24 protein-coding genes are annotated in these 24,816 nt (G+C 67.7%); 14 read left to right on the top strand and 10 right to left on the bottom strand.

The window, feature by feature from the left end:
* Positions 1-4: 4 nt before the first annotated feature.
* Positions 5-1,294: a D-amino acid dehydrogenase gene (locus AB3347_RS12130; RefSeq protein ID WP_369092062.1), complete on the bottom strand. Its 1,290-nt coding sequence runs from the start codon at positions 1,292-1,294 to the stop codon at positions 5-7.
* A gap of 119 nt (positions 1,295-1,413) precedes the next feature.
* Here AB3347_RS12130 and AB3347_RS12125 point away from each other — a divergent pair, with 119 nt between their 5' ends.
* From AB3347_RS12125 to kdpE, 9 genes are all read left to right on the top strand, one after another.
* Positions 1,414-1,899: an Lrp/AsnC ligand binding domain-containing protein gene (locus AB3347_RS12125; protein WP_369092061.1), complete on the top strand. Its 486-nt coding sequence runs from the start codon at positions 1,414-1,416 to the stop codon at positions 1,897-1,899.
* Positions 1,900-2,363: 464 nt separating this feature from the next.
* Positions 2,364-2,666 carry a hypothetical protein gene (locus AB3347_RS12120; protein ID WP_369092060.1) on the top strand — a complete coding sequence of 101 codons (303 nt, stop codon included), beginning with the start codon at positions 2,364-2,366 and terminating at the stop codon, positions 2,664-2,666.
* Positions 2,663-3,301: a hypothetical protein gene (locus AB3347_RS12115; RefSeq protein ID WP_369092059.1), complete on the top strand. Its 639-nt coding sequence runs from the start codon at positions 2,663-2,665 to the stop codon at positions 3,299-3,301. The genes AB3347_RS12120 and AB3347_RS12115 overlap by 4 nt, the downstream gene beginning before the upstream one ends.
* Before the next feature lie 97 nt (positions 3,302-3,398).
* Positions 3,399-4,148: a TorF family putative porin gene (locus tag AB3347_RS12110; RefSeq protein ID WP_369092058.1), complete on the top strand. Its 750-nt coding sequence runs from the start codon at positions 3,399-3,401 to the stop codon at positions 4,146-4,148.
* Between the two features lie 288 nt (positions 4,149-4,436).
* The gene (kdpA, locus tag AB3347_RS12105) at positions 4,437-6,242 is read left to right on the top strand and encodes a potassium-transporting ATPase subunit KdpA (RefSeq protein ID WP_369092057.1); all 1,806 of its coding nucleotides are present in this window, start codon (positions 4,437-4,439) and stop codon (positions 6,240-6,242) included.
* 20 nt (positions 6,243-6,262) lie between these two features.
* The gene (gene kdpB / locus AB3347_RS12100) at positions 6,263-8,371 is read left to right on the top strand and encodes a potassium-transporting ATPase subunit KdpB (RefSeq protein ID WP_369092056.1); all 2,109 of its coding nucleotides are present in this window, start codon (positions 6,263-6,265) and stop codon (positions 8,369-8,371) included.
* Between the two features lie 38 nt (positions 8,372-8,409).
* Positions 8,410-8,994 carry a potassium-transporting ATPase subunit KdpC gene (gene kdpC, locus AB3347_RS12095; protein WP_369092055.1) on the top strand — a complete coding sequence of 195 codons (585 nt, stop codon included), beginning with the start codon at positions 8,410-8,412 and terminating at the stop codon, positions 8,992-8,994.
* A 6-nt stretch (positions 8,995-9,000) separates the two neighbouring features.
* Positions 9,001-11,715, top strand: coding sequence for a DUF4118 domain-containing protein (locus tag AB3347_RS12090; RefSeq protein WP_369092054.1), 2,715 nt, complete (start codon positions 9,001-9,003; stop codon positions 11,713-11,715).
* Positions 11,712-12,413, top strand: a complete 702-nt coding sequence (kdpE, locus tag AB3347_RS12085) for a two-component system response regulator KdpE (RefSeq protein ID WP_369092053.1) — start codon at positions 11,712-11,714, stop codon at positions 12,411-12,413. Before AB3347_RS12090 ends, kdpE begins: the two co-directional genes overlap by 4 nt.
* A gap of 16 nt (positions 12,414-12,429) precedes the next feature.
* On the opposite strand, the gene AB3347_RS12080 is transcribed toward kdpE, so the two are convergent.
* Positions 12,430-13,434, bottom strand: a complete 1,005-nt coding sequence (locus AB3347_RS12080) for a peptidoglycan-binding protein (protein WP_369092052.1) — start codon at positions 13,432-13,434, stop codon at positions 12,430-12,432.
* Positions 13,435-13,461: 27 nt separating this feature from the next.
* Positions 13,462-14,193 (bottom strand): transglycosylase SLT domain-containing protein, encoded by a 732-nt coding sequence (locus AB3347_RS12075; protein ID WP_369092051.1) that lies wholly within the window; start codon positions 14,191-14,193, stop codon positions 13,462-13,464.
* A 390-nt stretch (positions 14,194-14,583) separates the two neighbouring features.
* Here AB3347_RS12075 and argJ point away from each other — a divergent pair, with 390 nt between their 5' ends.
* Genes argJ through AB3347_RS12060 form a run of 3 tightly spaced genes read left to right on the top strand, consistent with a single transcriptional unit; the run spans position 14,584 to position 17,136 of the window.
* Positions 14,584-15,822: a bifunctional glutamate N-acetyltransferase/amino-acid acetyltransferase ArgJ gene (gene argJ / locus AB3347_RS12070; protein ID WP_369092050.1), complete on the top strand. Its 1,239-nt coding sequence runs from the start codon at positions 14,584-14,586 to the stop codon at positions 15,820-15,822.
* A gap of 11 nt (positions 15,823-15,833) precedes the next feature.
* Complete coding sequence (locus AB3347_RS12065) at positions 15,834-16,724, top strand: ATP-binding protein (protein ID WP_369092049.1); 891 nt, start codon at positions 15,834-15,836, stop codon at positions 16,722-16,724.
* Entirely contained in the window at positions 16,717-17,136 is a 420-nt protein-coding gene (locus AB3347_RS12060) for an NUDIX domain-containing protein (protein WP_369092048.1), read from the top strand. Before AB3347_RS12065 ends, AB3347_RS12060 begins: the two co-directional genes overlap by 8 nt.
* A gap of 71 nt (positions 17,137-17,207) precedes the next feature.
* On the opposite strand, the gene yacG is transcribed toward AB3347_RS12060, so the two are convergent.
* The 4 genes from yacG to AB3347_RS12040 form a co-directional block, all read right to left on the bottom strand.
* Positions 17,208-17,390 carry a DNA gyrase inhibitor YacG gene (gene yacG / locus AB3347_RS12055; protein ID WP_369092047.1) on the bottom strand — a complete coding sequence of 61 codons (183 nt, stop codon included), beginning with the start codon at positions 17,388-17,390 and terminating at the stop codon, positions 17,208-17,210.
* Between the two features lie 11 nt (positions 17,391-17,401).
* Positions 17,402-18,157, bottom strand: coding sequence for a cell division protein ZapD (gene zapD, locus AB3347_RS12050; protein ID WP_369092046.1), 756 nt, complete (start codon positions 18,155-18,157; stop codon positions 17,402-17,404).
* 83 nt (positions 18,158-18,240) lie between these two features.
* Positions 18,241-18,879 carry a dephospho-CoA kinase gene (gene coaE, locus AB3347_RS12045; protein WP_369092045.1) on the bottom strand — a complete coding sequence of 213 codons (639 nt, stop codon included), beginning with the start codon at positions 18,877-18,879 and terminating at the stop codon, positions 18,241-18,243.
* A gap of 11 nt (positions 18,880-18,890) precedes the next feature.
* Entirely contained in the window at positions 18,891-19,763 is an 873-nt protein-coding gene (locus tag AB3347_RS12040; RefSeq protein ID WP_369092044.1) for an A24 family peptidase, read from the bottom strand.
* 270 nt (positions 19,764-20,033) lie between these two features.
* On the opposite strand from AB3347_RS12040, the gene AB3347_RS12035 reads away from it, so the two are divergent.
* On the top strand, positions 20,034-21,374 hold the full coding sequence (locus AB3347_RS12035; protein WP_369092043.1) for a hypothetical protein: 1,341 nt from the start codon (positions 20,034-20,036) through the stop codon (positions 21,372-21,374).
* 22 nt (positions 21,375-21,396) lie between these two features.
* Here AB3347_RS12035 and AB3347_RS12030 read toward each other — a convergent pair whose 3' ends face one another.
* Both AB3347_RS12030 and AB3347_RS12025 read right to left on the bottom strand, forming a co-directional pair.
* On the bottom strand, positions 21,397-22,380 hold the full coding sequence (locus AB3347_RS12030) for a TerC family protein (RefSeq protein ID WP_369092042.1): 984 nt from the start codon (positions 22,378-22,380) through the stop codon (positions 21,397-21,399).
* Between the two features lie 68 nt (positions 22,381-22,448).
* Positions 22,449-22,877: a TerB family tellurite resistance protein gene (locus AB3347_RS12025; protein WP_369092041.1), complete on the bottom strand. Its 429-nt coding sequence runs from the start codon at positions 22,875-22,877 to the stop codon at positions 22,449-22,451.
* A 114-nt stretch (positions 22,878-22,991) separates the two neighbouring features.
* On the opposite strand from AB3347_RS12025, the gene AB3347_RS12020 reads away from it, so the two are divergent.
* Positions 22,992-23,900: a LysR family transcriptional regulator gene (locus AB3347_RS12020; protein WP_369092040.1), complete on the top strand. Its 909-nt coding sequence runs from the start codon at positions 22,992-22,994 to the stop codon at positions 23,898-23,900.
* Between the two features lie 39 nt (positions 23,901-23,939).
* On the opposite strand, the gene AB3347_RS12015 is transcribed toward AB3347_RS12020, so the two are convergent.
* Complete coding sequence (locus AB3347_RS12015) at positions 23,940-24,746, bottom strand: helix-turn-helix domain-containing protein (RefSeq protein WP_369092039.1); 807 nt, start codon at positions 24,744-24,746, stop codon at positions 23,940-23,942.
* Positions 24,747-24,816 lie beyond the last annotated feature (70 nt).

The following is a 24,816-nucleotide window of genomic DNA, read 5'->3' as shown; positions in this document are numbered from 1 at the left end:
CGGATCAGGCCTTGACCAGTTCCGGCGCCGCGCCGCGCTGTGGGGTGCCGGCGTAGCGGAACACGGCCAGGTCGTCGGCGCGGATGGCCGGCTTCTTGCCGCTCACCAGGTCGGCGATGACGCTGGCGGAACCGCAGGCCATGGTCCAGCCCAGGGTGCCGTGGCCGCTGTTGACGAACAGGTTGCCCAGCGGGGTGGCGCCGACCACCGGGGTGCTGTCCGGGGTCATCGGGCGCAGGCCGGTCCAGAAGCTGGCTTGCCTGGTGTCGCCGGCGCCCGGGAACAGGTCGTTGACGACCATCTCCAGGGTTTCGCGGCGCGCCGGGTTCAGGTAGGTGCTGTAGCCCGCGATCTCGGCCATGCCGCCCACGCGGATGCGGTCTTCGAAGCGGGTGACGGCAATCTTGTAGGTCTCGTCGAGGATGGTCGAAACCGGCGCACGGCTGGCGTCCGTGATCGGCACGGTGATCGAGTAGCCCTTGAGCGGGTACACCGGCAGCGTGAACTGGTCCTTCAGCAGCAGGCGCGAATAGCTGCCCAGCGCCAGCACGTAGCGGTCGGCGGTGAGGGTGCCCTTGTCGGTGCGCACGCCGCTGATCTGCCCACTGTTGACGTCGAGGGCCTGGATGGCGGTGTCGAATTCGAAGCGCACGCCCAGTTCGCGCGCCATCACGGTCAGGCGGCTGGTGAACAGCTGGCAGTCGCCGGTTTCGTCGTTCGGCAGGCGCAGGCCGCCGACCAGGGTGGCGTGATTGCCCAGCGCCGGCTCGGCCTTGCCCAGCTCGCGGCCCTGCAGCAGTTCGTACTCGACGCCGGCTTCCTTCAGCACTTCGATGTCCTTGCCCGCGCTTTCCAGCTGCTGCTGGGTGCGGAACAGCTGCACGGTGCCCAGGGTGCGGCCTTCGTATTCGATGCCGGTCTCGGCGCGCAGTTCGCGGATGCAATCGCGGCTGTACTCGGCCAGGCGCACCATGCGCTCCTTGTTCACCGCATAGCGGTCGGCCGTGCAGTTGCGGTACATCTGCCACATCCACTGCAACTGGAACAGCGAGCCGTCGGGACGGATCGCCAGCGGCGCGTGCTTCTGGAACAGCCATTTCGCGGCCTTCAGCGGGATGCCCGGCGCCGCCCACGGCGAGGCATAGCCCGGCGAGATCTGGCCCGCGTTGGCAAAACTCGTCTCCAGGGCAGGGCCGGGTTGACGGTCGATGACGGTGACGTCGTGGCCTGCCTTGGCCAGATAGTATGCGGTGGTCACGCCGACCACGCCGCTGCCCAGTACGAGAACGCGCATGATGTTCCTGGAATCCTGAAATGAAAGGGAAATGAAGCCGGATTTAGAAAAGATTGCCATGATACCGCTGAAGATGGAATAATGGTTTCTGTTAATACACCCGTTTTCAGTGAAATTTCATGCGCGTCCAGAAGAATTCCCACCGCGTCCTCGACAAGATCGACCTGCACATCCTGTCGATCCTGCAGGACGATGCGCGCATCGTCATGAAAGACCTGGCCGAGCAGGTCGGCCTGTCGCTCACGCCCTGCATCGAACGGGTCAAGCGCATGGAGCGCGACGGCATCATCACCGGCTACCATGCACGCGTGAATCCGCAGGCAATGGGCCTGCAGATCCTGGTGTTCGTCGAGATCACCCTGCACCAGAAGTCCGAAAAGGCCTTCGACCGCTTCCGCCGGGCGATGCTGGGCATTCCCGAGGTGATGGAGTGCCACCTCGTCTCCGGCGACTTCGATTACCTGATCAAGGCCCGGATTCCCGAGATGAGCGAATACCGCCGCCTGCTGGGCGAGATCCTGCACGTGGCCGACGCCGGCCAGTCCAAGAGCTACGTGGTGATGGAAGAGCTGAAGGAAACGCTGGCTTTGTCCATTCCACGCTGAAGCCGCGCCGTTGCGCTTATCGTGATGCTTCGACAAGCAGGGAGGCTGCATGCGGGGAGCAGCCGGCCGACTTGCCGTGCCCGACCGTCACCACGAACGGGGTGGCCCCGTACCCTTCGATCTTGGGCCGCTGGTGCGCCCCCTGCGCATCCTCGACGGTCGGCTCGTGCAGATCGAAACGCGACAAAGTCGGATACCAGGATGGCGCCCGGCGGCGTTCGGCGACGGATCCGGGGATACGGTTCTCGTGCGCATTCGCCAATCGCACCGGCCCGCGCGTAAATATCCTTTCAAAAAACGGGCACGCGACGTCAATGGATCGTCAACGATCGTCCGGCCGCGTCGGCGCCGCACGCATTTACGCCTTGTTTACATCGCGGCCCCTACCTTTTAGAAATTCTTTACGGTTGGCTTGATACGCTCTTTCCTGTCGATCTTCGCATCGCATGAAGACAGGAGCCACGATGAAAGCATCTGCCACTACCGCTGCCGGGGCGCGCGCCAAGCACGTAGCCCGGAGCGCCCCCTTGTGCACCATTCGCATGACGGCCGATGCCGACACCGCCGCCGCCTTGCGCCGGCTCGCCCTGCGTGTCTGTGGCGACGCGCTGGAATTCGTCCGCGTCGCCGTGTGCGCCGGCAGCGCCGCGATGTCGGTCTGGATGTGCGTGCGCCGGCCGGTCGCTGCGCTGTTGTGCGAGCGGATCGCCAGCGAGCTGCCGCAGGCCCGCCCAAGCGCCGGCCGCGTGGCGGGAGAGCGCGCATGATCGTCGCCATCATGAGCGCCCAGGATCCCGCGCTGCGCCTGCAGCTGGCGGCCAGCCTCGCCGTGCTGCGCGCGCGCAGCGGGCGCAGCATCTGCATCATCAACGCCGATCCGCATTCCCGCGTGTATGGCTGGGGTTGCCAGCGCGGCTACGCCGGTCAGGGGCCGTCGGTACCGGTCCGCAAGCTCGGGCGGCAGGCCCTGCCGGAGGAAATCGATAGCCTGTCGGGGACCTGCACCGACCTCGTGATCCATACCGGCGAGCGCGACACCCCGGAGGCGCGCTCGGCGCTGGGCGCGGCGCGCCTGGCCGTGGTCCCGATCCAGTCCGGACAAGCCAGCCTGGAGTCGCAGTACGCCCTGATCGCACGTCTGAATTTCGCCCGCATGATCAACCCGGGACTGAAGGTGCTGTTCGTCCTGGTCACCGGCGGCGCCGCCCCCACCGACCTCGAACTGGCATCGGTGCGCAGCTATGTCGCGCATGTGATGTCGGCCTCGCTGGCATCGACCATCCTGCTCGATCCCGGCAGCCGCGAATATGGGCCGGGCCGTTGCGTGGCCGATGCCGAAACCTGCGATCCCGAGCTCGCGGCAGGCTTGCAGGCGCTCTACCGCGAGATCTATTTGCACTGAACCACCCGCGGTCCGCGCCGCGGCAGGGCGCGGGCCGTCTCATAAGGCGTCCTCATCGAAGACGCCGTATTTCACCACGTAACAGGAAAGACCAACCATGAAAACCACCATGCTCGCTACAGCCCTGTTGTCCATCATCGGCGTCGGCCACGCCCGCGCCGACGAGGCGAAGGCGGCGACGGAGCCGAGCTTCAACGCCGCCCTCACCAGCGACTACCGCTACCGCGGCATTTCCCAGACCCGCCTGCAGCCGGCGCTGCAGGGCGGTGCCGACCTGGTGCATGGCGCCTCGGGCTTCTATGCCGGCGCCTGGGCGTCCACCATCAAGTGGACCGGCGACGCCGGCGGCGGCGCCTCGGTCGAGCTCGACATCTTTGCCGGCAAGCGCGGCGAACTGGCGCCCGGCGTCGGCTACGACGCCGGCGTGCTGACCTATGTCTATCCTTCCAACGGGCTGCGCCACGTGCCGGGCTTCGCCAGCGCCAACACCACCGAGGTGTACGGCCAGCTGTCTTACGGACCGGCGTCGCTGAAGTACTCGCACTCCCTGACCAACCTGTTCGGCTTCGTGGACAGCAAGCACAGCGACTACCTGGACCTGGGCGCGAACCTCGTGCTCGGACAAGGCGCCGTGCTGAACCTGCATGCCGGCCGCCAGCGCGTCGCCCACAACGCCGCCGCCAGCTATACCGACTGGAAAGTGGGCCTGACCCGCGACTTCGGTCTCGTCACCGGCGCGCTGGCTTACGTCGCCACGAATGCCGGCAAGAGCGCCTACGCTTCGCCGGCGAACGGCAAGTTCCTGGGCAAGTCGGCCTGGGTGCTGAGCGTCAGCAAGCCCTTCTGAGCGATTTTTATACGTTGTTTACATAAGCGCTTTCAGTCTTTACACGGTTTTTAGGCTGCAAGGGATAGCCTTTCAGCCTGGAACTGTCGTTGAACTGAGAGCGAAAGGATGAGATGGACACGGTTTATATCGGAGGCCTGGTGCTGTTTATCGCGCTGACCTGGGCGCTTGCGCAAGGCTGCGCCAAGCTGGGAGAAAAATAATGGAAATCCTGATCGTCGGCGCGTGCGCCGCCGCCGCGCTGCTGGTCTACCTGGTGCGCGCCCTCCTGAATGCGGAGGAACTGTGATGAACATGCACTCGCTGGCGCTGCTCGGCGCCTTTCTTGTAATGTTGTTTCTGCTGGCCTGGCCGCTCGGCAGGTTGCTGGCGCGCGTGGGCGACGGTGGCGCGGTGCCCGGGCTGAACTGGCTGGCGCCGGTCGAACGCCTGCTGTACCGGATCGGCGGCGTGCAGCCTGAGGCCGCCATGGGCTGGAAGGCCTATGCCATCGCGCTGTTGGTGTTCAACGCTATCGGCGCCCTGTTCGTCTACGGCCTGCAGCGCCTGCAAGCCTGGCTGCCCCTGAATCCGCAAGGCCTGGCCAACGTCGGCCCGGATTCCTCGTTCAACACCGCCGTCAGCTTCATGAGCAATACCAACTGGCAGGGCTATGGCGGCGAGCAGACCATGAGCTACCTGACCCAGATGCTGGGCCTGGCCGGCCAGAACTTCTTCTCGGCGGCCACCGGCATTGCCGTCGTGTATGCGCTGATCCGCGGCTTCACGGCGCGCTCGGCCGGCAACATCGGCAACTTCTGGGTCGACCTGGTGCGTTCGACCCTGTACGTGCTGCTGCCGCTGTCGCTGCTGTTCTCGGTGTTTCTGATGGGGCAGGGCGTGGTCCAGAATTTCTCGCCCTACCAGGAAGTGCAACTGCTCGACCCGGTCCGCTACGCGGTACCGGCGACCGGCGCCGACGGCAAGCCGCTGGTGGATGGCGCAGGCCAGCCGGTGATGCAGGAAAAGACGGCCGCGACCCAGACCATCGCCATGGGCCCGGTCGCCTCGCAAGAGGCCATCAAGCTGCTCGGCACCAACGGCGGCGGCTTCTTCAACGCGAATTCGGCGCACCCGTTCGAGAATCCGACGCCGCTGTCGAATTTCGTGCAGATGCTGTCGATCTTCCTGATCCCGGCCGGGCTGTGCTCCGCCTTCGGCCGCATGGTGGGCGACGCGCGCCAGAGCGTGGCCGTGCTGGCGGCCATGAGCCTGATCTTCGTGGCGGCCGTCCTGGTGGCGATGAGCGCCGAGCAGGCCGCGCATCCGCAGCTGGCCGCGCTCGGCATCGACCAGGGCGCCAGCGCGCTCCAGGCCGGCGGCAACATGGAGGGCAAGGAAACCCGCTTCGGCATCGCCGCCTCGGCCCTGTTCGCGGCCGTCACCACGGCCGCCTCGTGCGGCGCGGTGAACGCCATGCACGATTCGTTCTCGCCGCTGGGCGGCGCGGTGCCGATGCTCCTGATGCAGCTGGGCGAAGTGGTGTTCGGCGGCGTCGGCGCGGGCCTGTACGGCATGCTCTTGTTCGCGATCCTGGCCGTCTTCATCGCCGGCCTGATGATCGGCCGCACCCCCGAGTACCTGGGCAAGAAGATCCAGAGCCACGAAATGAAACTGACCTCGATCGCCATCTTGGTCACCCCGGTGCTGGTGCTGGCCGGCACCGCGATCGCGGTCATGTTCGACGCCGGCCGGGCGGGGATCGCCAACCCGGGCGCCCACGGCTTCTCGGAAATCCTGTACGCCTTCAGCTCGGCCGCCAACAACAACGGCAGCGCCTTCGCCGGACTGTCCGCCAACACGCCGTTCTACAACACGATGCTGGCCATCGCCATGTGGTTCGGGCGCTTCGGCGTGATCGTGCCGGTGCTGGCGATCGCCGGCGCCCTGGCCGCCAAGCCGCGCCTGTCGGCCAATGCCGGCACCATGCCGACCCACGGCCCGATCTTCGTGTTCCTGCTGGTGGGGGTGGTGTTGCTGGTCGGCGTGCTGAACTACGTTCCCGCCCTGGCCCTGGGGCCGGTGGTCGAACATCTAGAGCTGTACAACAAGTAAACATGGATTCGGAGTTCACGATGTCTCAAACCAAACTGCTGGCCGCGGCCCCGGCAAGGCGCGCGCCGCTGAGCCTGTTCGACGCCAGCCTGGCATGGCCCGCGCTGCGCGACGCCTTCGCCAAGCTCGATCCACGCGTCCAGGCCCGCAGCCCTGTCATGTTCGTGGTCTATGTCGGCAGCATCCTGACCACGCTGGCGTGGCTGATGGCCATGGGCGATCCGGCCGCCGGCGACCGCGGCTTCATCCTGGCGGTGTCGGTGTGGCTGTGGTTCACCGTCCTGTTCGCCAACTTCGCCGAGGCGCTGGCGGAAGGACGCAGCAAGGCCCAGGCCGCCTCGCTGCGCGGGCTGAAGCAGACCGTCATGGCCAAGAAACTGGCGACTCCCAAGCATGGCGCGACCTGGCTGCCGGTGTCGGGTGGCGACCTGCGCAAGGGCGACGCCATCCTGGTCGAGGCCGGCGATGTGATCCCGATCGACGGCGAAGTCCTGGAAGGTGTGGCCTCGGTCGACGAGAGCGCCATCACGGGCGAATCGGCGCCGGTGATCCGCGAATCGGGCGGCGACTTCTCGGCCGTCACGGGCGGTACCCGCGTGCTGTCCGACTGGCTGGTGGTGCGCGTCAGCGTCAATCCGGGCGAGACCTTTCTCGACCGGATGATCTCGATGGTCGAGGGCGCCAAGCGCAAGAAGACGCCGAACGAGATCGCGCTGACCATCCTGCTGGTGGCGCTGACCATCGTGTTCCTGGTGGTGACGGTCACACTGCTGCCGTTCTCGCTGTTCGGGGTGCGCGCCGCCGGCACCGGCACCCCGGTCAGCGTCACCGTCCTGATCGCGCTGCTGGTATGCCTGATCCCGACCACCATCGGAGCCCTGCTGTCGGCGATCGGCGTGGCCGGCATGAGCCGGATGATGGGCGCCAACGTGATCGCCACCTCGGGCCGCGCGGTCGAGGCGGCGGGCGACGTCGACGTCCTGCTGCTCGACAAGACCGGCACCATCACGCTCGGCAACCGCCAGGCCGCCGCCTTCCTGCCGGCGCCCGGCGTCGCCGAGCGCGAGCTGGCCGACGTGGCGCAACTGGCCTCGCTGGCCGACGAGACCCCGGAAGGCCGCTCGATCGTGGTGCTGGCCAAGCAGCGCTTCAACATCCGCGAACGCGAGATGGGCGCCCTGCACGCCAGCTTCGTGCCGTTCAGCGCGCAAACCCGGATGAGCGGCGCCGACCTCGCGGATGGCCAGTTGCGCCAGCTGCGCAAGGGCGCGGCCGACGCCATTCGCCGGCACGTGGAAGCGCTCGGCAAGACGTATCCGGCCGAGGTGACGCGCCTGGCCGAGGAGGCGGCGCGGCGCGGCAGCACGCCGCTGGTGGTCGCCGACGGCGGCCGCGTGATGGGCGTGGTCGAGCTGAAGGACATCGTCAAGGGCGGCATCCGCGAGCGTTTCGCCGAGCTGCGCCGGATAGGCATTAAGACCGTCATGATCACCGGCGACAACAAGCTCACGGCGGCGGCCATCGCCGCCGAGGCCGGCGTGGACGACTTCCTGGCCGAAGCCACGCCCGAGGACAAGCTCAGGCTGATCCGCGACTACCAGTCGCAAGGCCGGCTGGTGGCCATGACCGGCGACGGCACCAACGATGCCCCGGCGCTGGCCCAGGCCGATGTGGCGGTGGCCATGAACACCGGCACCCAGGCCGCCAAGGAGGCCGGCAACATGGTCGACCTCGACTCGAATCCGACCAAGCTGCTCGAGATCGTCGAGATCGGCAAGCAGATGCTGATGACGCGCGGCGCGCTGACCACCTTCTCGATCGCCAACGACATCGCGAAGTACTTCGCCATCATCCCGGCGGCCTTCGTCGGCACCTATCCGCAGCTGGCCGCGCTCGACGTCATGCGGCTGAGCAGCCCGGATTCGGCGATCATGTCGGCGGTCATCTTCAACGCCCTGATCATCATCGTCCTGATCCCGCTGGCCCTGAAGGGCGTGCGCTACCGGGCGATCGGCGCGGCCAGCCTGCTGCGCAGGAACATCCTGGTGTACGGCGTCGGCGGCATCGTCCTGCCCTTCATCGGCATCAAGCTGATCGACATGGTCCTGTCGGCCCTGCATCTGGTCTGACCCCCTGGTCTGAACGTTTCGTCTGAAAAGGAATCATCATGCAATCCATCCTGCGTCCCGCCCTGGTGTTGTTCGGCGCGCTCACCCTGGCCGTCGGGGTCCTGTATCCGCTGGCCGTGACCGGCATCGGCCGGGTCGCCTTCCCGGACCAGGCCGCGGGCAGCCTCGTCACGCACAGGGACAAGGTGGTCGGCTCCGCGCTGATCGGCCAGTCCTTCACTTCGCCCCGTTACTTCTGGGGCCGGCCCTCGGCCACCGCGCCGATGGCCAGCAACGCGGCCGGCAGTTCCGGCTCCAACCAGGGGGCGCTCAACCCGGCGCTGGCCGAGACCGTCAAGACCCGGCGCGACACCCTGCTGGCGGCGGACCCCGGCAACATGGCCCCGGTGCCGGTCGACCTGGTGACCGCGTCGGCCAGCGGTCTCGATCCCGAGATCAGCGTCGCGGCGGCCAGCTACCAGGCCGGCCGCGTCGCCAGGGAGCGTGGACTGGCGCGCGCGCGCGTCGATGAACTCATTTCGAGGCATACTGTCGCGCAACACTTGGGCTTCCTCGGCGAGGCCCGGGTCAATGTGCTGGCGCTGAACCTGGCGCTCGACAACGAGCCCCGGCCGGCGCGCTGAGGGGAGATGGATTCGATGTGGGCAAGCGGGGACGGACGTCCCGATCCGGATGCGTTGCTGGCGCAGGTCCAGCGCCAGGAGCGTTGGGACACGCGCGGCCGCCTGCGCATCTATTTCGGCGCCGCGGCGGGCGTAGGCAAGACCTGCGCCATGCTGGCGGCGGCGCACAAGCTGCAGGCCGAAGGCCGCGCGCCGCTGGTGGGCGTGGTCGAGACCCACGGACGCGCCGAGACCCTCGCCATGCTGGACGGGCTGGAAGCGCTGGCGCCGGCCAGCATCGCCTACCGCGGCAAGACGCTCGCCGAGTTCGACCTCGACGCGGCGCTGGCGCGCCGGCCGCAGCTGGTCCTGGTGGACGAGCTGGCGCATTCGAACGCGCCGGGCTCGCGCCATCCGAAGCGCTGGCAGGACGTCGAGGAATTGCTGGACGCCGGCATCGACGTCTACACCACCATGAACGTCCAGCACCTCGAGAGCCTGAACGACGTGGTCGGGGGCATCACCGGCATCCGGGTCGCGGAAACCGTGCCCGATACCGTGTTCGACGCCGCCGACGAAGTGGTGCTGGTGGACCTGCCGGCCGACGAGCTGATCGCACGCCTGAAGGGCGGCAAGGTGTACGCGGCCCAGCAGGCCGAGCGCGCCGCCCGCAATTTCTTCCGCAAGGGTAACCTGATCGCGCTGCGCGAGCTGGCCCTGCGCCGCACCGCCGACAGGATCGAGGACGACGTGCGGGCCTACCGCGTGGAACAGTCGATCGACACGGTCTGGAAGACCGGCGGCGCGCTGCTGGCCTGCGTTGGCCCGGCGGCGGGCGGCGAACACGTGGTGCGCAGCAGCGCGCGCCTGGCCGGGCAGCTGGGCGTGGACTGGCATGCGGTCTACGTGGAGACGCCGGCGCTGGCGCGCCTGCCCGCACACCGGCGCGAAGCCGTCCTGCGCACCCTGAAGCTGGCCAAGGGCCTGGGCGCCGCCACCGCGGTCCTGTCCGGCGCCGAGCCGGGCGCGCCGCTGGTAGCGTATGCGCGCGAGCACAACCTGTCGAAAGTGGTGCTGGGACGGAGCGGCCGGCGCCCGTGGCGCACGCCGCCCGGCCGGCGCATCGCGGCGCTGGCGCCGGACATCGACCTGGTCGAGGTCGGCGAAGCGGCACACCCGGCCGCGGCGCCGCCGTCGCCGGGGCTGGACGCCGGCGCCAGGCGGCCCTGGCTGTCCTGGGCGCTGGCGGCGGGCGCGAGCCTGGCGACGGCGCTGCTGGCCACGCCGCTGCTGGCCTACCTCGACCTGGCGAACATCGCCATGCTGTTCCTGCTGGTGGTGGTGCTGGTCGCCGTGCGCCTGGGCCGCGGCGCCTCGGTGGTGGCTACCTGCGTCGGCGTGGTGTGCTTCGATTTCTTCTTCGTGCCGCCGCGCTTCTCGTTCGTCGTCTCCGACCTGCAATACCTGGTGACCTTCGGCGTGATGCTGGCGGTCGGCCTGATCACGGGCCACCTGACCGCCGGCCTGCGTTTCCAGGCCAGGGTCGCGGCGCACCGCGAGCGGCGTTCGCGCGCATTGTACGAATTCGCCAGGGAACTATCGGGCGCGCTGCAGACCGAGCAGATCTTCGATACTACGCGCGATTTCATCCAGCGCACCTTGCGCGCCAGGGCGGTTATGCTGGTCCCTGGCGCCGAAGACCGGCTGGCGCCGCCGGCCGGAACGGAGGATGCGGGCAAGGTCGACCTGGGCGTGGCGCAATGGGCCTACGACCATGCGGAAAGCGCCGGCCTGGGCACCGACACCCTGCCGGCCAGCCCGTGCTTCTACCTGCCACTGGTGGCGCCGATGCGCACCCGCGGCGTGCTCGCCATCGAGCCCGAGCAGGAAGGCTGGATCATGATCCCGGAACAGCGCGCGCAGCTCGACACCTTCGGCGCCCTGGCCGCGATCGCACTCGAACGGGTGCACTACATCGAGGTCGCGCAGGGCGCACTGGTGAGCATGGAGACCGAGCAGCTGCGCAATTCCCTGCTGGCGGCGCTGTCGCACGACCTGCGCACGCCCCTGACCCTGCTGGTCGGCCTGTCCGAGACCCTGATGCGCGCGCGCCCGCCGCTGCCCGCGGCCCAGCACGAGCTGGCTGAAGTCCTGCACCGGGAAGCGCTGCGCATGAGCGCCCTGGTGGCCAACCTGCTGGACATGGCGCGCCTGCAGAGCGGCAGGGTCCAGCTGCAGCTCGAATGGCAGGCGCTGGAAGAGGCGGTCGGCACCGCGTTGAGGCTCAGCGGAGCGCTGCTGGCGGGGCACGTCGTCACCACCGACATTCCGCCCGAGCTGCCGCTGGTGCGTTTCGACGCCGTGCTGCTGGAGCGGGTCCTGAGCAATCTGCTGGAAAATGCCGCAAAATACACGCCGCCGGGCTCCCACATCCACGTGTCGGCGCAGGTGGCCGGCGCCAGCGCCGTGCTGACGGTGGCCGACGATGGCCCCGGCGTGGCGCCGGGGCGCGAGGAAGAGATGTTCGAGAAATTCACGCGCGGCGAGCGCGAATCCGCGCGCAGCGGGGTCGGCCTGGGCCTGGCGATCTGCCGCGCCATCGTCGTAGCGCATGGCGGCACCATCCGCTACGCCAGGTCGGGGCTGGGCGGCGCCGCATTCATCGTTGCGCTGCCGCTGGGGGAGCCGCCGTCGGTGCCCGAGCCCGCCGAATTTGAACCCCAAGCGAGGAACCCTACATGAAAAATCCCGCCCCTGTCGCGCTGCTGGTCGAGGACGAGCCGCAGATCCGTCGCTTCGTGCGCGCCGCGCTGGAAGGGGAAGGGTGGATCGTGCACGAGTCGGAAACGGTGCGGCGCGGCCTGATCGACGCCGGCACCCGCGCGCCCGACCTGGTCATCCTGGACCTCGGCTTGCCGGACGGCGACGGCATCGGCTTCATCGACGACATCCGCACCTGGTCCGGCGTGCCGGTGATCGTGCTTTCGGCGCGCACCGCCGAAGCGGACAAGATCGCGGCCCTCGACGCCGGCGCCGACGACTACCTGACCAAGCCCTTCAGCGTCGGCGAACTGCAGGCGCGGGTGCGGGCCACCCTGCGGCGCCAGCGCAATCCGGCCGCCGGCGCCGCCGAGCCGGTGCGTTTCGGCAGCGTGACGGTCGACGTCAAGGACCGCCGCGTCCTCAAGGGAGGCGAGGCGGTCCACCTGACGCCGACCGAGTTCCGCCTGCTGGCGGTGATGGTGGCGAACGCCGGCCGGGTCGTCACCAACCCGCAGCTGCTGCGCGCCGTGTGGGGGCCGTCCCATGCCGAGGACGGCCATTACCTGCGCATCTACATGGGGCACCTGCGCCAGAAGCTGGAAGACAATCCGGCCCAGCCGCGCCACCTGCTGACCGAGACCGGCGTGGGCTACCGCCTCCTGCTGGCGGCATCCTGAGCCGGCCGGCGTAGCCTTACCAGGCCATCTTGTTCCAGGTGTTGTCGCCCACCACGCCGTCGGCGCTCAGCCCATTGGCGCCCTGGAAGTTCTTCACGGCGGTGGCGGTGGCCGGGCCGAAGGCGCCGTCCACCGCGATGCCCGCGCCGCTCTCGTTGAGCTGGCTCTGCACCGCGCGCACCTTGGCGCCCGAGTCGCCTTCCTGGGTCAGGATGGTCAGCGCCGGCCAGGTGGCGTTGCCGACGACGCCGTCCGCGCCCAGGCCGTGCGAGGACTGGAAGTTCTTCACCGCGTTCTGGGTGCTGGTGTCGAAGCTGCCGTTCACGGTGAGCGTATAGCCCCATTGCTGCAGCAGGTACTGGATGGTGCGCACGCGCTCGCCGGTGTTCCCGTACTGGACCAGCGGCCAGGTCATGGTGGTGCCGCCGCCGGCCGTGCTGCCGGCCACCAGCGATTTGTAACGCGGCCAGTCCCAGCCCGAGCCCGGGTCGGTGTGGCTCTGGCTGGCGTAGTTGACGTGGCCCTTGACGTTGTACAGCGAGTCGGCCGGCACGGCGTTCCAGCCGCTGCTGCCGTCGTACACCTTCTGCGCCAGGCTGCGCGAGGCCAGGATGTCTTTCGTCAGCGCCGCCGAGGCGTTGTACATGGCGGTGGTGTACCAGGCCGACGGGTTGGCGATGTAGCCCTCGTGCTCGATGCCGATGGTGTAGCCGTTCGAGTTCCCGACGTGCCAGGCCTTGTCGGCCTCGCGCACCATCTGCGTCACCTGGCCGTCCGAGGAGCGGATCACGTAGTGGGCGCTGACGCCGGCGCTGCAGTTCTGGAACCAGGAGATCGAGCCGGCGTAGGAGCCCTGGGTGGTGTGCACGGTCACGTGGCTGACCGCGGCGGTACGGCTCGAGTAGTTGCAGCTGGCGGCCGGGTTCCAGATGGCCGGCGGGTAGTCGGTCGAGGCCAGCGCCGGCTGGGCCGAGGCGACGAAGCACAGGCCTGCGAGCAGGCAGCGCATTGTGGTTTTCATGAGATTGTCTCCGTATTCTGCTCGTTATTATTTGTGCGGCGTGTCGACGAAATCGGGCGCCGAGATCTTCGGATCGGGCGTGCCGGTTTCCACCGTGATGCGGCGTGCGGACAGCTTGCGCAGCCGCTCCTTGCCGTAGACTTTCTCCATCTCGACGTGCTTCTGGTCGATCTCGAACATGCTGCTCCTGCGGCCCTGGCGGATCGCGGTCAGGACTTCGTAGCTGTAGATCCTGGCGATCTCGGGCTGCGGGATGCCGCTGTAGCGCGCCACCGCGGCTTCCCAGTCTTCCAGCGGGAAGGCCTTGTTCTTGCGGGCGCCGTAGTGCGCGAGCAGGGCGGCGGCGGCGCGGATGTTGCTGCGGGTGTCGGATGCCGCCTGTTCCGGCGTGACGCGGATCAGGGCCGCGCCCTCGCGCAGCGAATGGCCGAAGTGATTGTCGTCGCGCAGGCCCATGATGCCGTAGCTGATCGGCATGCCCTCGTGCGACTCGACTTCCACTTCGGGCTCGCCATTCCGCTTGAGCTTGCCCTTGGGGACGTGCGGGTGCCAGCGGGTCTCGGCATAGGCGATCGACTGCAGCAGTTCGACCGGCACGTTGAACTCGTTCGAGGCTTCCCTGAAGAACTGCTTGTACTGTTTCGCCGCCACGCTCAGCGCGGCCGGTTTGCCGTCGGCGAATGCCAACGGCGATGCCGCGGCCCCCGCAAGTGCTGCACATAGCGCGGCCAGCAGCCGCAGCTTGACGCTTGGTTTCATCTTGTCTCCGATGTTGTCGAATAGTTTTTTACCAGACCCCGGCGGTGTGCCGGACGGGCGCGCGGAACGGCGAAAAAACAGGACGTTTCCGCGCCTGTCGAGTATATGCATACTCCGGATCGGCAAATCGTAAGAGTTTGATTTAGAACAATATTTCGGAAGAAATGAATCGTGCGCAAGGTGCCACCGAAAGTCGGTACATAAGCGCGGATTAAGGGCCTGTAAGTACGGGTTATCGCTTCATGCTGCATGCATGGATCCGGGCGTGAAAGGAGGCATGAAGCGGGAAGTGAAGCGGGACGTGAAGCACTCGCCGGACAGGCCTGCTCGCCCCGGACGCTGCTGGCAGTACAATATCGGATTACCTATCTTTTCTTTCATGAGATCGCCATGGCCGTCAATTCCCCCCTGCCAGTCGCAGCCGACCTGAAACCCGTCAACGGCATTGAAATCGGCTTCGCCGAAGCCGGCATCAAGAAGCCCAACCGCAAGGACCTGCTGGTGATGAAGCTGATCGAGGGCGCGACCGTGGCCGGCGTCTTCACCAGGAACCGCTTCTGCGCCGCACCGGTCCAGGTGAGCAAGGCCAACCTCGCGGCCGTGAAGTCCGGCGGCAAGCCGATCCGCGCGCTGGTGGTCAACACCGGCAACGCCAACGCCGGCACCGGCGAGCCGGGCCTGGCCAATGCGCAGGCCACCTGCCAGGAGGTCGCCAGACTGCTGGGCCTCGACGCGCAGCAGGTGCTGCCGTTCTCCACCGGCGTGATCCTCGAGCCGCTGCCGATCCAGAAGATCGTCGCCGGCCTGCCGGCCGCCGTCGGCAACCTGAAGGCGGATAACTGGTTCAACGCCGCCGAGGCGATCATGACCACCGACACCCAGCCGAAGGCGGCCTCGCGCACCGTCGCCATCGGCGGCCATACCGTCACCATGACCGGCATCAGCAAGGGCGCGGGCATGATCAAGCCGAACATGGCGACCATGCTCGGCTATCTCGCCATCGACGCGAAGGTGGCGCAGCCGGTGCTCGACGAGCTGGTCAAGCATGCTGCCGACCACTCGTTCAACAGCATCACGATCGACGGCGACACCTCGACCAACGATTCCTTCATCATCGTGGCCACCGGCGCCGGCAGCCTGCATGTCGACGCCGCCAGCGGTCCGGAATACGAAGCGCTGAAGGAAGCCGTTACCGACATCTCGCGCAACCTGGCGCAGCAGATCATCCGCGACGGCGAAGGCGCGACCAAGTTCATGACCATCACGGTGGAGCAGGGAACCAGCGTGGAAGAATGCCGCAAGATCGCCTACTCGATCGCGCATTCGCCGCTGGTCAAGACCGCCTTCTTCGCCTCGGACCCGAACCTGGGCCGCATCCTGGCCGCCATCGGCTACGCCGGCGTGGACGACCTGGACACCACCAAGCTGGACCTCTACCTGGACGACGTGTGGGTGGCCAAGAACGGCGGCCGCCATCCGGACTACAAGGAAGAAGACGGCCAGCGCGTGATGAAGCAAAGCGAGATCACCGTGCGCGTCACCCTGGGCCGCGGCGACGCCACCGCCACCGTCTGGACTTGCGACCTGTCGCACGACTACGTCTCGATCAACGCCGACTACCGTTCCTGACGGCGTTCCCGATGACGCCTCTGGAACAGTTCCTGCACCGCGCCGAAGCCCTGCTGGCGCGGGTGGAAGCGGTGCTGCCGCCGGCGGTGCCGCGCGAGCCGGACTGGAAGCGCAGTTTCGCCTTCCGCTGGCGCAAGCGGGCCAGCGGTGGCGGCAAATACCTGGCGCCGGTGCTGCATGCGGCGGCGATCCGGCTCGACGACCTGCAGCACGTCGACGCGCAGAAACGCCAGATCGAGCGCAACACCCGCCAGTTCGTGCTGCGCCGTCCGGCCAACAACGTGCTGCTGACGGGCGCGCGCGGCACCGGCAAGTCGTCCTTGATCAAGGCCTGCCTGAACGGCTTCGCCGACCAGGGCCTGCGCCTGATCGAAGTGGACAAGGCCGACCTGGCCGACCTGCCCGACATCGTCGAGCTGGTCGCCGGCCGGCCCGAGCGTTTCGTGATCTTCTGCGACGACCTGTCCTTCGAAGAAGGGGAGGCCGGCTACAAGGCGCTCAAGGTGGCGCTCGACGGCAGCATCGCGGCGGCCTCGGACAACGTGCTCATTTATGCGACCTCCAACCGGCGCCACCTGATGCCGGAAAAGATGTCGGACAACGCCGGCTACACCCATGGCGAGGACGGCGACCTGCATCCGGGCGAGACCGTCGAAGAAAAAATCTCGTTGTCGGAACGCTTCGGCCTGTGGCTCTCGTTCTATCCGTTCCGGCAGGACGACTACCTCGACATCGTGGCGCACTGGCTGGCCAGCTTCGGCTGCACGCCGCGGCAGATCGAGGCGGCGCGCACCGAGGCGCTGCAATGGGCGCTGCAGCGCGGCTCGCGCTCGGGCCGGGTGGCGTGGCAATTTGCGAAGGACTATGCCGGCAAACTGCCGGACAGCGAAACGAATGACTGAAGCAGTGAAAGAAAAACCGGTCGACGTCGCCGTCGGCATCCTGATGCGCCCCAACGGCGACGTGCTGCTGGGCCAGCGCCCGGACGGCAAGCCCTATGCCGGCTACTGGGAATTCCCGGGCGGGAAAGTCGAGCCGGGCGAGGACATCTTCCACGCGCTGCAGCGCGAGTTCGTCGAGGAACTGGGCATCCGGGTGCTCGGCGGCGAAGCCTGGTGCTGTGTCGAGCACGTGTACGAGCACGCGCACGTGCGCCTGTACTTCTACATCTGCCGAGAATGGGCGGGCGAGCCGCAAAGCCTGGAAGGCCAGGCCTTCGCCTGGCAGGGCGGGTACAGCGTCAGTCCGCTGCTGCCGGCGACGATACCGCTACTGGAGTGGCTGGATAAAGTGCGCTACGCTGCGCCGGCATAGCCTGAGCCAAGCGAGCACCATCTGCTCGTCGCCGCCGCCATTGGCGGCCACGACGTGCGGCGAAGGCGGCGTCAGTCGTCGGACGGCTTGTCGTCTTGCGGGTCGTTCGGCGCCGCGCCCGGAATCGTGTACTTTTCTTCGGCCCAGGCGCCCAGGTCGATCTGCTTGCAGCGCTCCGAGCAGAACGGGCGGTACTTGTTCGCAGGGATCCATTCGACCTTCTTGCCGCAGGTCGGGCAGGCTACAACAGTCATTTCAATACCAATCAGAAGTTACAGAGGGTCAGGTTGAAGGGCACGTCTTCTTCCAGCGCCTTCGGCTTGCAGTCGCCGTCGTGGGTGGTGAAGCGGACCCACAGCATATACTTGTTGGCCGAGATTTCGGGAATCGCGCCAAGCGTTTCGTCGATCGTCAGGCGCAGCATCTGGTACACCTTGCCTTGCAGCATCTGCTGGTAGCTGCCCCCCAGGGCGATCGTCTTGGAAGGTCCGCCGGAATCGCGCAGCAGGCGCAGCACCAGGGACAGCGCCTCGAACAGCGGCGCCAGCGGCGCGAACCAGCCCATGATGTCGGCCTGGCGCTGCTCGGCCGGGCGGTGCTGCCAGGCGTAGTAGGAGGGCAGGTCGAACTCGCAGGCGCCGCCGGGAATGATGGTGCGGCCGCGGATGCTCATCAGCCATTCGTTGTCGCGCACGTTCTGTCCGGTCTTGCCCTGGCTTGCTCCCAGGGCGCCGCCGACGGCGTCCAGTTCGGCCAGCACGGCGTCGAGCGCCTCGACGGCGACGTTGGGATTGCTGCGGTAGGTCAGCAGGCTCTGCTTCTGACGCTCGAGTTCCTGCAGCAGGTCGGATTTGAGGTCGGCGCGGCCGGCGACTTCCAGCATGTCGAAGATCGTGGCGAGCGCCACGTGGTGTTGCATCGGGTGCTCTTGGTGCACAAAGAACTTGAACTTGTCGTACAGGTCTTCCAGCCGCAACAACGTGCGAATCCGCTCGTTGAAAGGATATTCGTAGACGATCAAAATGACATTCCTCTGAATGTAGGCTGGCGAGCAACCCCGTGATTCTGAACCATGCTGCGCAAAATTACAAATCCTGCATTGACCTAATTCAATTTATCTTGCATTAGTTTGGTTTGGGATAAATACATGGCGTGCAGCGCCTCGACCTGGGGACGCAGGGCGTCGAGTCCGTCGTCGTTGAGGATGATGTCGTCGGCCGCCGCGCGGCGCTGTTCGCGCGTGACCTGGGCGGCCATGATGGCGCGCACCTGGGATTCCGCCAGGCCGCTCCTGGCCATCACGCGCGCCACCTGGATCTCTTCCGGGCAGTCGATCGCCAGCACGCGGGTGACGCGCGCGCGCCAGCTGCCCGATTCGATCAGGAGGGGCACCACGAAGATCACGTAGTCGCCGCTGGCGATCGCCGCCGCGGCGGCGGTGGCGTCGCGGATGCGCGGATGCAGGATCGCTTCCAGGCGCGCGCGCGCCGTGTCGTCGCTGAACACGAGGGCGCGCATCCTGGCGCGGTCGAGCGCCCCTTCCGGGGTGGCGAAGTCCTGGCCGAACTCGGCCAGCAGGGCCGGCATCGCCGCGCCGTGCGGGGCGGTGAGGGCGTGGGCGATCTGGTCGGTGTCGATGACCGCGGCGCCGAGCGCGGCGAACATGTCGGCCACGGTCGTCTTGCCGCAGCCGATGCCGCCGGTGAGTCCGACCGAGAAGGCGAGCGGGTACGGCGCGTCCATCGGGCGCCCGCTTAGCCGGCCACCACGGCCTGCAGCCATGCGCTGATGCTGCTGCCGTACAGCAGGGCGATCAGGCCGGCCGCCGCCAGGTAGGGACCGAAGGGAATCGGCTTGTCGCGGCCGCGCTTGGCGAACACGATCAGGCTGATGCCCACCACCGCACCCACCACCGAGGACAGCAGGATGATGGCCGGCAGCATCTGCCAGCCGAGCCAGGCGCCGAGCGCCGCCAGCAGCTTGAAGTCGCCGTAGCCCATGCCTTCCTTACCGGTGACCAGCTTGAACAGCCAGTACACCGACCACAGCACCAGGTAGCCGGCGGCGGCGCCGATCACCGCGTCCTGCAGCGGCACGAAAGTTCCGTGCAGGTTCACCAGCAGGCCGGCCCACAGCAGCGGATAGGTCAGGTCATCCGGCAGCAGCTGGGTGTCGACGTCGATGAAGGTCATGGCCACCAGCAGGAACAGGAACAGCAGCGTCGCCAGGCCGGCCAGGCCGCTGCCGAAGGTCCAGACCAGCACGCCCGCCAGCACCCCGGTGAGCAGTTCGACGGCCGGGTAGCGCGGCGAGATCGGCGCCTTGCACTTGCGGCACTTGCCGCGCAGGGCCAGCCAGCTGATGACCGGAATGTTTTCCATGGCCGTGATCTGGTGCCCGCAGTGCGGGCAGGCGGAGCGCGGGACCATCAGGTTGTAGCGTTCGGTGTGCGGCAATTCCTTGCCGCTTTCCTGCGCCACGTAGTTGTCGGACTCGCGCTGCATCATCTTCGGAATCCGGTGGATGACCACGTTCAGGAAACTGCCGACGAGCAGCCCGAACAGGGCGGCCACCAGGGTGGCGCTGAGGGTGGCCGGCGGGGCGAACAGGAAGGATTCCGGGGGCATGGCGGCAGGGTCCGATCAGAAGGCAGATGCGAAGAATGGATTCGGCGGGGGAAAAGATTCTTTATATCAATCTATTGTAGAGCTTTCCTGCGGTTTGGCGAAGCTTCCGGATAGCCGCCTGTCGCGCCGGCGCCCTGGCGCACGATTGTGGGGGATCATGCCTGCGGCATGGCGCGCGGCTACGCTGGGCTTTTACGGAAGCTTCTTTGCCACTTCCAGGGGCCTGCAATGCCGCGCGCAACATTGACTTTTTTGAACCACGCCTGCTTCATGCTGCGTACCGATGGCGCGCTGCTGGTGGCCGATCCCTGGCTCGAGGGCGCGGTGCTGGACGGCGCCTGGAGCCTGGTCGACGGTTCGACCAGCAACGCGTCCCTGCTCGAGACCCTCAACGCCGCCGGCGTGCCCATTTATATATGGTGCTCGCGCGCCCAGCCGGACCACTTCTCGCTGCCTTTCCTGCGCCGCTTCCGCACCGAATTCCGCGGCATCGCCACTTTCCTCTACCGCCCCGGGCGCGACACTCGCATCGTCGACGAGCTGCGCCGCCAGCGGCTGCCGGTGGCGCCGTGCCCGGACGGCGCCACCGTGGCGCTGGCCGGCGACCTGCGCCTGACCGCGCTGGCCAACGGCGACGGCGATACCGCCTGCCTGATCGGCTGCGGCGGGCGCAGCATCCTCAACCTGGGCGACCGCGCATTGCCCACCGCGGCCGCCTGCCAGGCCGCGGCCGCGCGCATCGGCCGGGCGACCTCGCGCATCGACCTGCTCCTGAGCGGATTCGGCAGCATGGGCTGGTGCGGCAACCCGGAGCAGTTCGCGCAGCGCGAAGCGGCGGCCAGGGCGGCGGTCGAACGGCTGGCCGCGCAGGTCGAGTGCTTCCGGCCCAGGCTGGTGCTGCCCATCGCCTCGTTCGCGCGCTTCGCCCGCGCCGACAATGTGTGGCTCAACGGCGGCAGGCTCGCGCCGTCCGAGTCGCTCGAGCTGTCGCGGCTGGAGCACGTGCGCGGGGTGCTGCGCTTCCTGGCGCCGGGTACCAGCATCGACCTGCAGCGCGATACGCCGGGCACGCTGGCGTCCGCGCACGCGCAGGCGCTGGAACACTGGTCCGCATGCTGGCGCCGGCGCCCGCCGCCGCTGCCGCGCCCGCCCCAGGCGTCGCTGGGCGAACTGAAGGCCGCCTTTTCGCGCTACCGCGAGCGGGCCACGACCGGGATGCATGTGCTGCCGGCGCTGTTCGAGCGCCTGCGGCTGCTCAAGCCCCTGGTCGTGTACCTGCCCGACCTGCGCCAGACCGTGGAGCTGTCCTACCGGCGCGGCTTCCGCCTGAAACCGCGCGAGGAAGGGCAGCCGAGCGCGGCGCACGTGGCCATGTTCTCGGGAACGGCGCTGCAGCTGCTGCGCGCCGAGGACGGTTTCGATACCGTGTATGCGGGAGGCTGCTTCTGGACCCTGCGCCGCAGCGGTCTGTCGACCTTCGGGCGCTTCTTCCTGCCGCAGCGGATGGGGCGGCGCGGCGCCGACCGGCGCCGGCCGTTGCGCATGGGCGGCTACCTGTGGCGCGCACTGGTGGGGCGGATGGCGCGCCAGTTGCAGGCGGCGCTGCGCTGAAGGGCGCAGCGCCGCCCGGGCCTCAACCGGCTGCCGCCGGCGGCTCGCCCCGGGTCTTCCACAGCGAGTACAGGATGCCGGACAGGATCAGCAGGCCGGTCACGGCCAGCGACAGGGCAGCCGGCACCTTGCCGCCGAACACGAAGTCACCCAGGAAGATCTTCGAGCCGATGAACACCAGCACCGCCGCCAGCGAATACTTCAGGTAGTGGAAGCGCGCCACCATCGCCGCCAGCGCGAAGTACAGGGCGCGCAGGCCCAGCACCGCGAAGATGTTCGAGGTGTAGACGATGAACGGGTCGCTGGTGATCGCGAAGATCGCCGGTACGCTGTCGACCGCGAACACCACGTCGGTGATCTCGACCATGCACAGCGCCAGGAACAGCGGCGTTGCCCACAGCAGCGGCTTGCCGCCCGCCGGGTTGGGCTGGCGCACCAGGAAGTGGTTGCCGTGCAGTTCGGGCGTGACACGCAGGTGGCGCTTCAGCCAGGACAGTACCTTGCTCTCGCGAATGTCGTCGCTGCTGGTGTCCACGAAGAACATCTTGATGCCGGTGAAGACCAGGAAGGCGCCGAAGAGGTACAGGGTCCAGTAATAGCTTTCCACCAGGGCCGTGCCGGCGCCGATCATGATGCCGCGCGTGACGATCACGCCCATGATGCCCCAGAACAGTACCCGGTGCTGGTAGAGCGGCGGGATCGCCAGTGTCGCGAAGATCAGCGAGATCACGAAGATATTGTCCAGTGACAGGCTCTTCTCGATCAGGAAGCCGGTATAGAAATGCAGGCCCTTCTCGCTGCCCATTTCATGCCAGACCCACAGGCCGAACAGCAGGCCGGCCGCCAGGTAGAGGCCGGAGAGCTTGAGGCTTTCCTTGACCCCGATGACGTGGTCTTTCTTGTTCAGTACGCCGAGGTCGAATGCCAGCAGGACCACGACGATCGTCAGGAACACCAGCCAGGTCCAGGCTGGTGTGCCGAGCCAGAGTGCAGTGAGGAAGTCCATGATGATCTCCGCTTATGGGCTATTGAGGCGAATCAGGCTTATTCAAAGGGCGGCGGCGGCCGGCGGGCTCAGGAGGTCAGCGCGGCCGTGGCGAAGGAGTCGTCGGCGCGGTCCTGGCCGAACCAGCTGCGCGCCGCGCGCCGCACCAGGGTCATCTCGCGGCTGTCGAGGTGGCCGTCGGCCTGGACGATGTCGACCATGGTCTTCCACAGGCAGATCTGCAGCAGCGGATCGCGGATGTCGAGCAGCAGGGCGTCCAGCAGCGCCGGGTCGATCTCGACCATGCCGGCGCGACGGTTGGCCGCGCCGTCGAGCAGGTCCTCGCACAACTCGCGCAGGGTGCGATCGAAGGTATCGTCGTCCACCTTGGCCTGCTGGAGGAACTCGGCCCGGTGCATGGCCTTCACTTCGGACGGGCTGAGATGGCCGTCGACGATCATGGACAGGGCCAGGATGCGGCTGACGGCTTCAGGGCTATTGGTGGGATACGTGTGCATGGCGACCTCGTGAAAAAATGAATGTGATTCACTATAGGGGCGCGTAAATCCAAAGTAAAATCGATTAATCTTTCGTAAAGCGTAAACTTTTCTGATGTATTGGATGGGCCTGCCATGATCAACTACAAGCACCTGCATTACTTTCATGCGGTCGCGACCCTCGGCACGGTGGCGCGCGCGGCCGAGCAGCTACACGTGACGGCGCAGGCGATCAGCATGCAGCTGCAGGTGCTCGAAGAGCAGCTGGGCGAAGCGCTGTTCCAGAAGAAGGGCAGGATGCTGGAGCTCACCGAGGCCGGCAAGACCGTGCTGCGCTACGCCGAGCAGATCTTCGACCTCGGCAACGAGCTGGAGCAGGCCGTGCGGCGCGGCGCCTTCACCGGCGAAGAGACGCTGCGGGTGGGCATCGTCGACGTGATCGCCAAGACCCTGGCCTTCCGCCTGCTGCAGCCGGCGCGCGAAGCCGGCCTGGCGATGCGCTTGATCTGCCGCGAGGGCCGCTTCGAGGATCTGGTGCTCGAGCTCACCGCGCACAAGCTCGACCTCGTGATTTGCGACCAGGGCTTGCCGACCGGCGGCGCGGTGCGCGGCTATACCCAGTTGCTGGGAACTAGCACGCTCACCGTGTTCGGCCATCCGGCCCTGTGCGCGGACTGGCCGGGCGACTTCCCGCAGCGCCTGAAGCGCGCGCCCTTCCTGCTGCCGGGCCAGGACGCCGCCATCCACAGCCAGCTGAAAAGCTGGTTCGAGACCCACGAGCTGCGCCCGATCACGGTGGGCGAATTCGACGACGGCGCGCTGCTGAAATCCTTCGCCTGCGCCGGCACCGGCTTCATGGTCGCGCCCACGGTACTGTCCGACATCGTGCGCGACGAGAACGGCCTGGAGGCGGTCGGCACCATCGACAGCATCGTCGAACACTTCTATGCGGTGTCGGTCGAGCGGCGCGAGCGGCATCCGGCGGTGCGCCGCATCCTGGAGGGGGCGGGGGCGGTGTTCGCGCGCGGCGCCGCGCGGGCGTAGCGGAAAAACGCGCGCCCAGGCCGGCGGCCACCGCTGCCGCTAGCGCGCGCGGGCCTTGAAGAATTCTCCCGGCGTCAGGCCGGCAAACCCGCGGAAGGCGGCGACAAAAGCCGACATGCTGTCGTAGCCGCAGGCGATCGCCACGTCCGTGACCCGGTCGCCGCGTTCCAGCAGGGGCAGGGCGGCGAGCACGCGCAGGCGCTGGCGCCAGGCGCGGAAGCTCAGCCCGGTCTGCTGCAGGAACAGGCGGCTCAGGGTCTTGTCGGACACCCCCAGGCGCGCAGCATATTCCTGCAGCGTGGTGCCGCGTTCGGGATGGGCCTGCAGCTCGCGGCACAGCCTGCGCAGGCGCGCATCGCGCGGCCAGGGCACCATCAGGTCGGCCTTCGGCGCCGACGCCAGCTGGTCCAGCAGCACGGCGACCAGCCGCCCCTGCTCGCCCTGTTCGTCGTACTCGACCGGGAATTCGCCGAAGGTCCGGATCAGTTCACGCAGCAGCGGCGCGACCGTCAGCACCCGGCAGGCGCCGCCCGCATCCGCGAGCGCGGCCGGCGCGATGTACAGGCTGCGGATCTCGGTGCCTTCGGCGCTGCGCACCGCATGCGGCACGCCGGCCGGCACCCAGACCGCGTGCAGCGGCGGGGCGACGTAGCGCCCGCTCTCGACCACCACCTCGACGACCCCGCGCGCCGCATACGACAGCTGTGCCCATGGGTGGCGGTGGCGCTGGCCGATCGCGTGGTTCGGGAGTCCCAGCACCTGCCCGTACACCGGGCGCGGCAGGCTGCGCAGCGCATCCAGTTCGCGCATCACGGCTGCCGCCATGTCCGTTTGCCGATGTTTCATGGCCGATCGACGCCAAAGTTCTTCATGCCGCTACGGTACAGTGCGCCGCGTCGAGGAGCAAGGGGTTGTC

Source organism: Massilia sp. X63 (genome assembly GCF_041023745.1).
Taxonomy (GTDB): Bacteria; Pseudomonadota; Gammaproteobacteria; order Burkholderiales; family Burkholderiaceae_D; genus Telluria.
The sequence above is the reverse complement of the archived record's forward strand: the minus strand, read 5'-3'. Positions and strand labels throughout refer to the sequence as shown.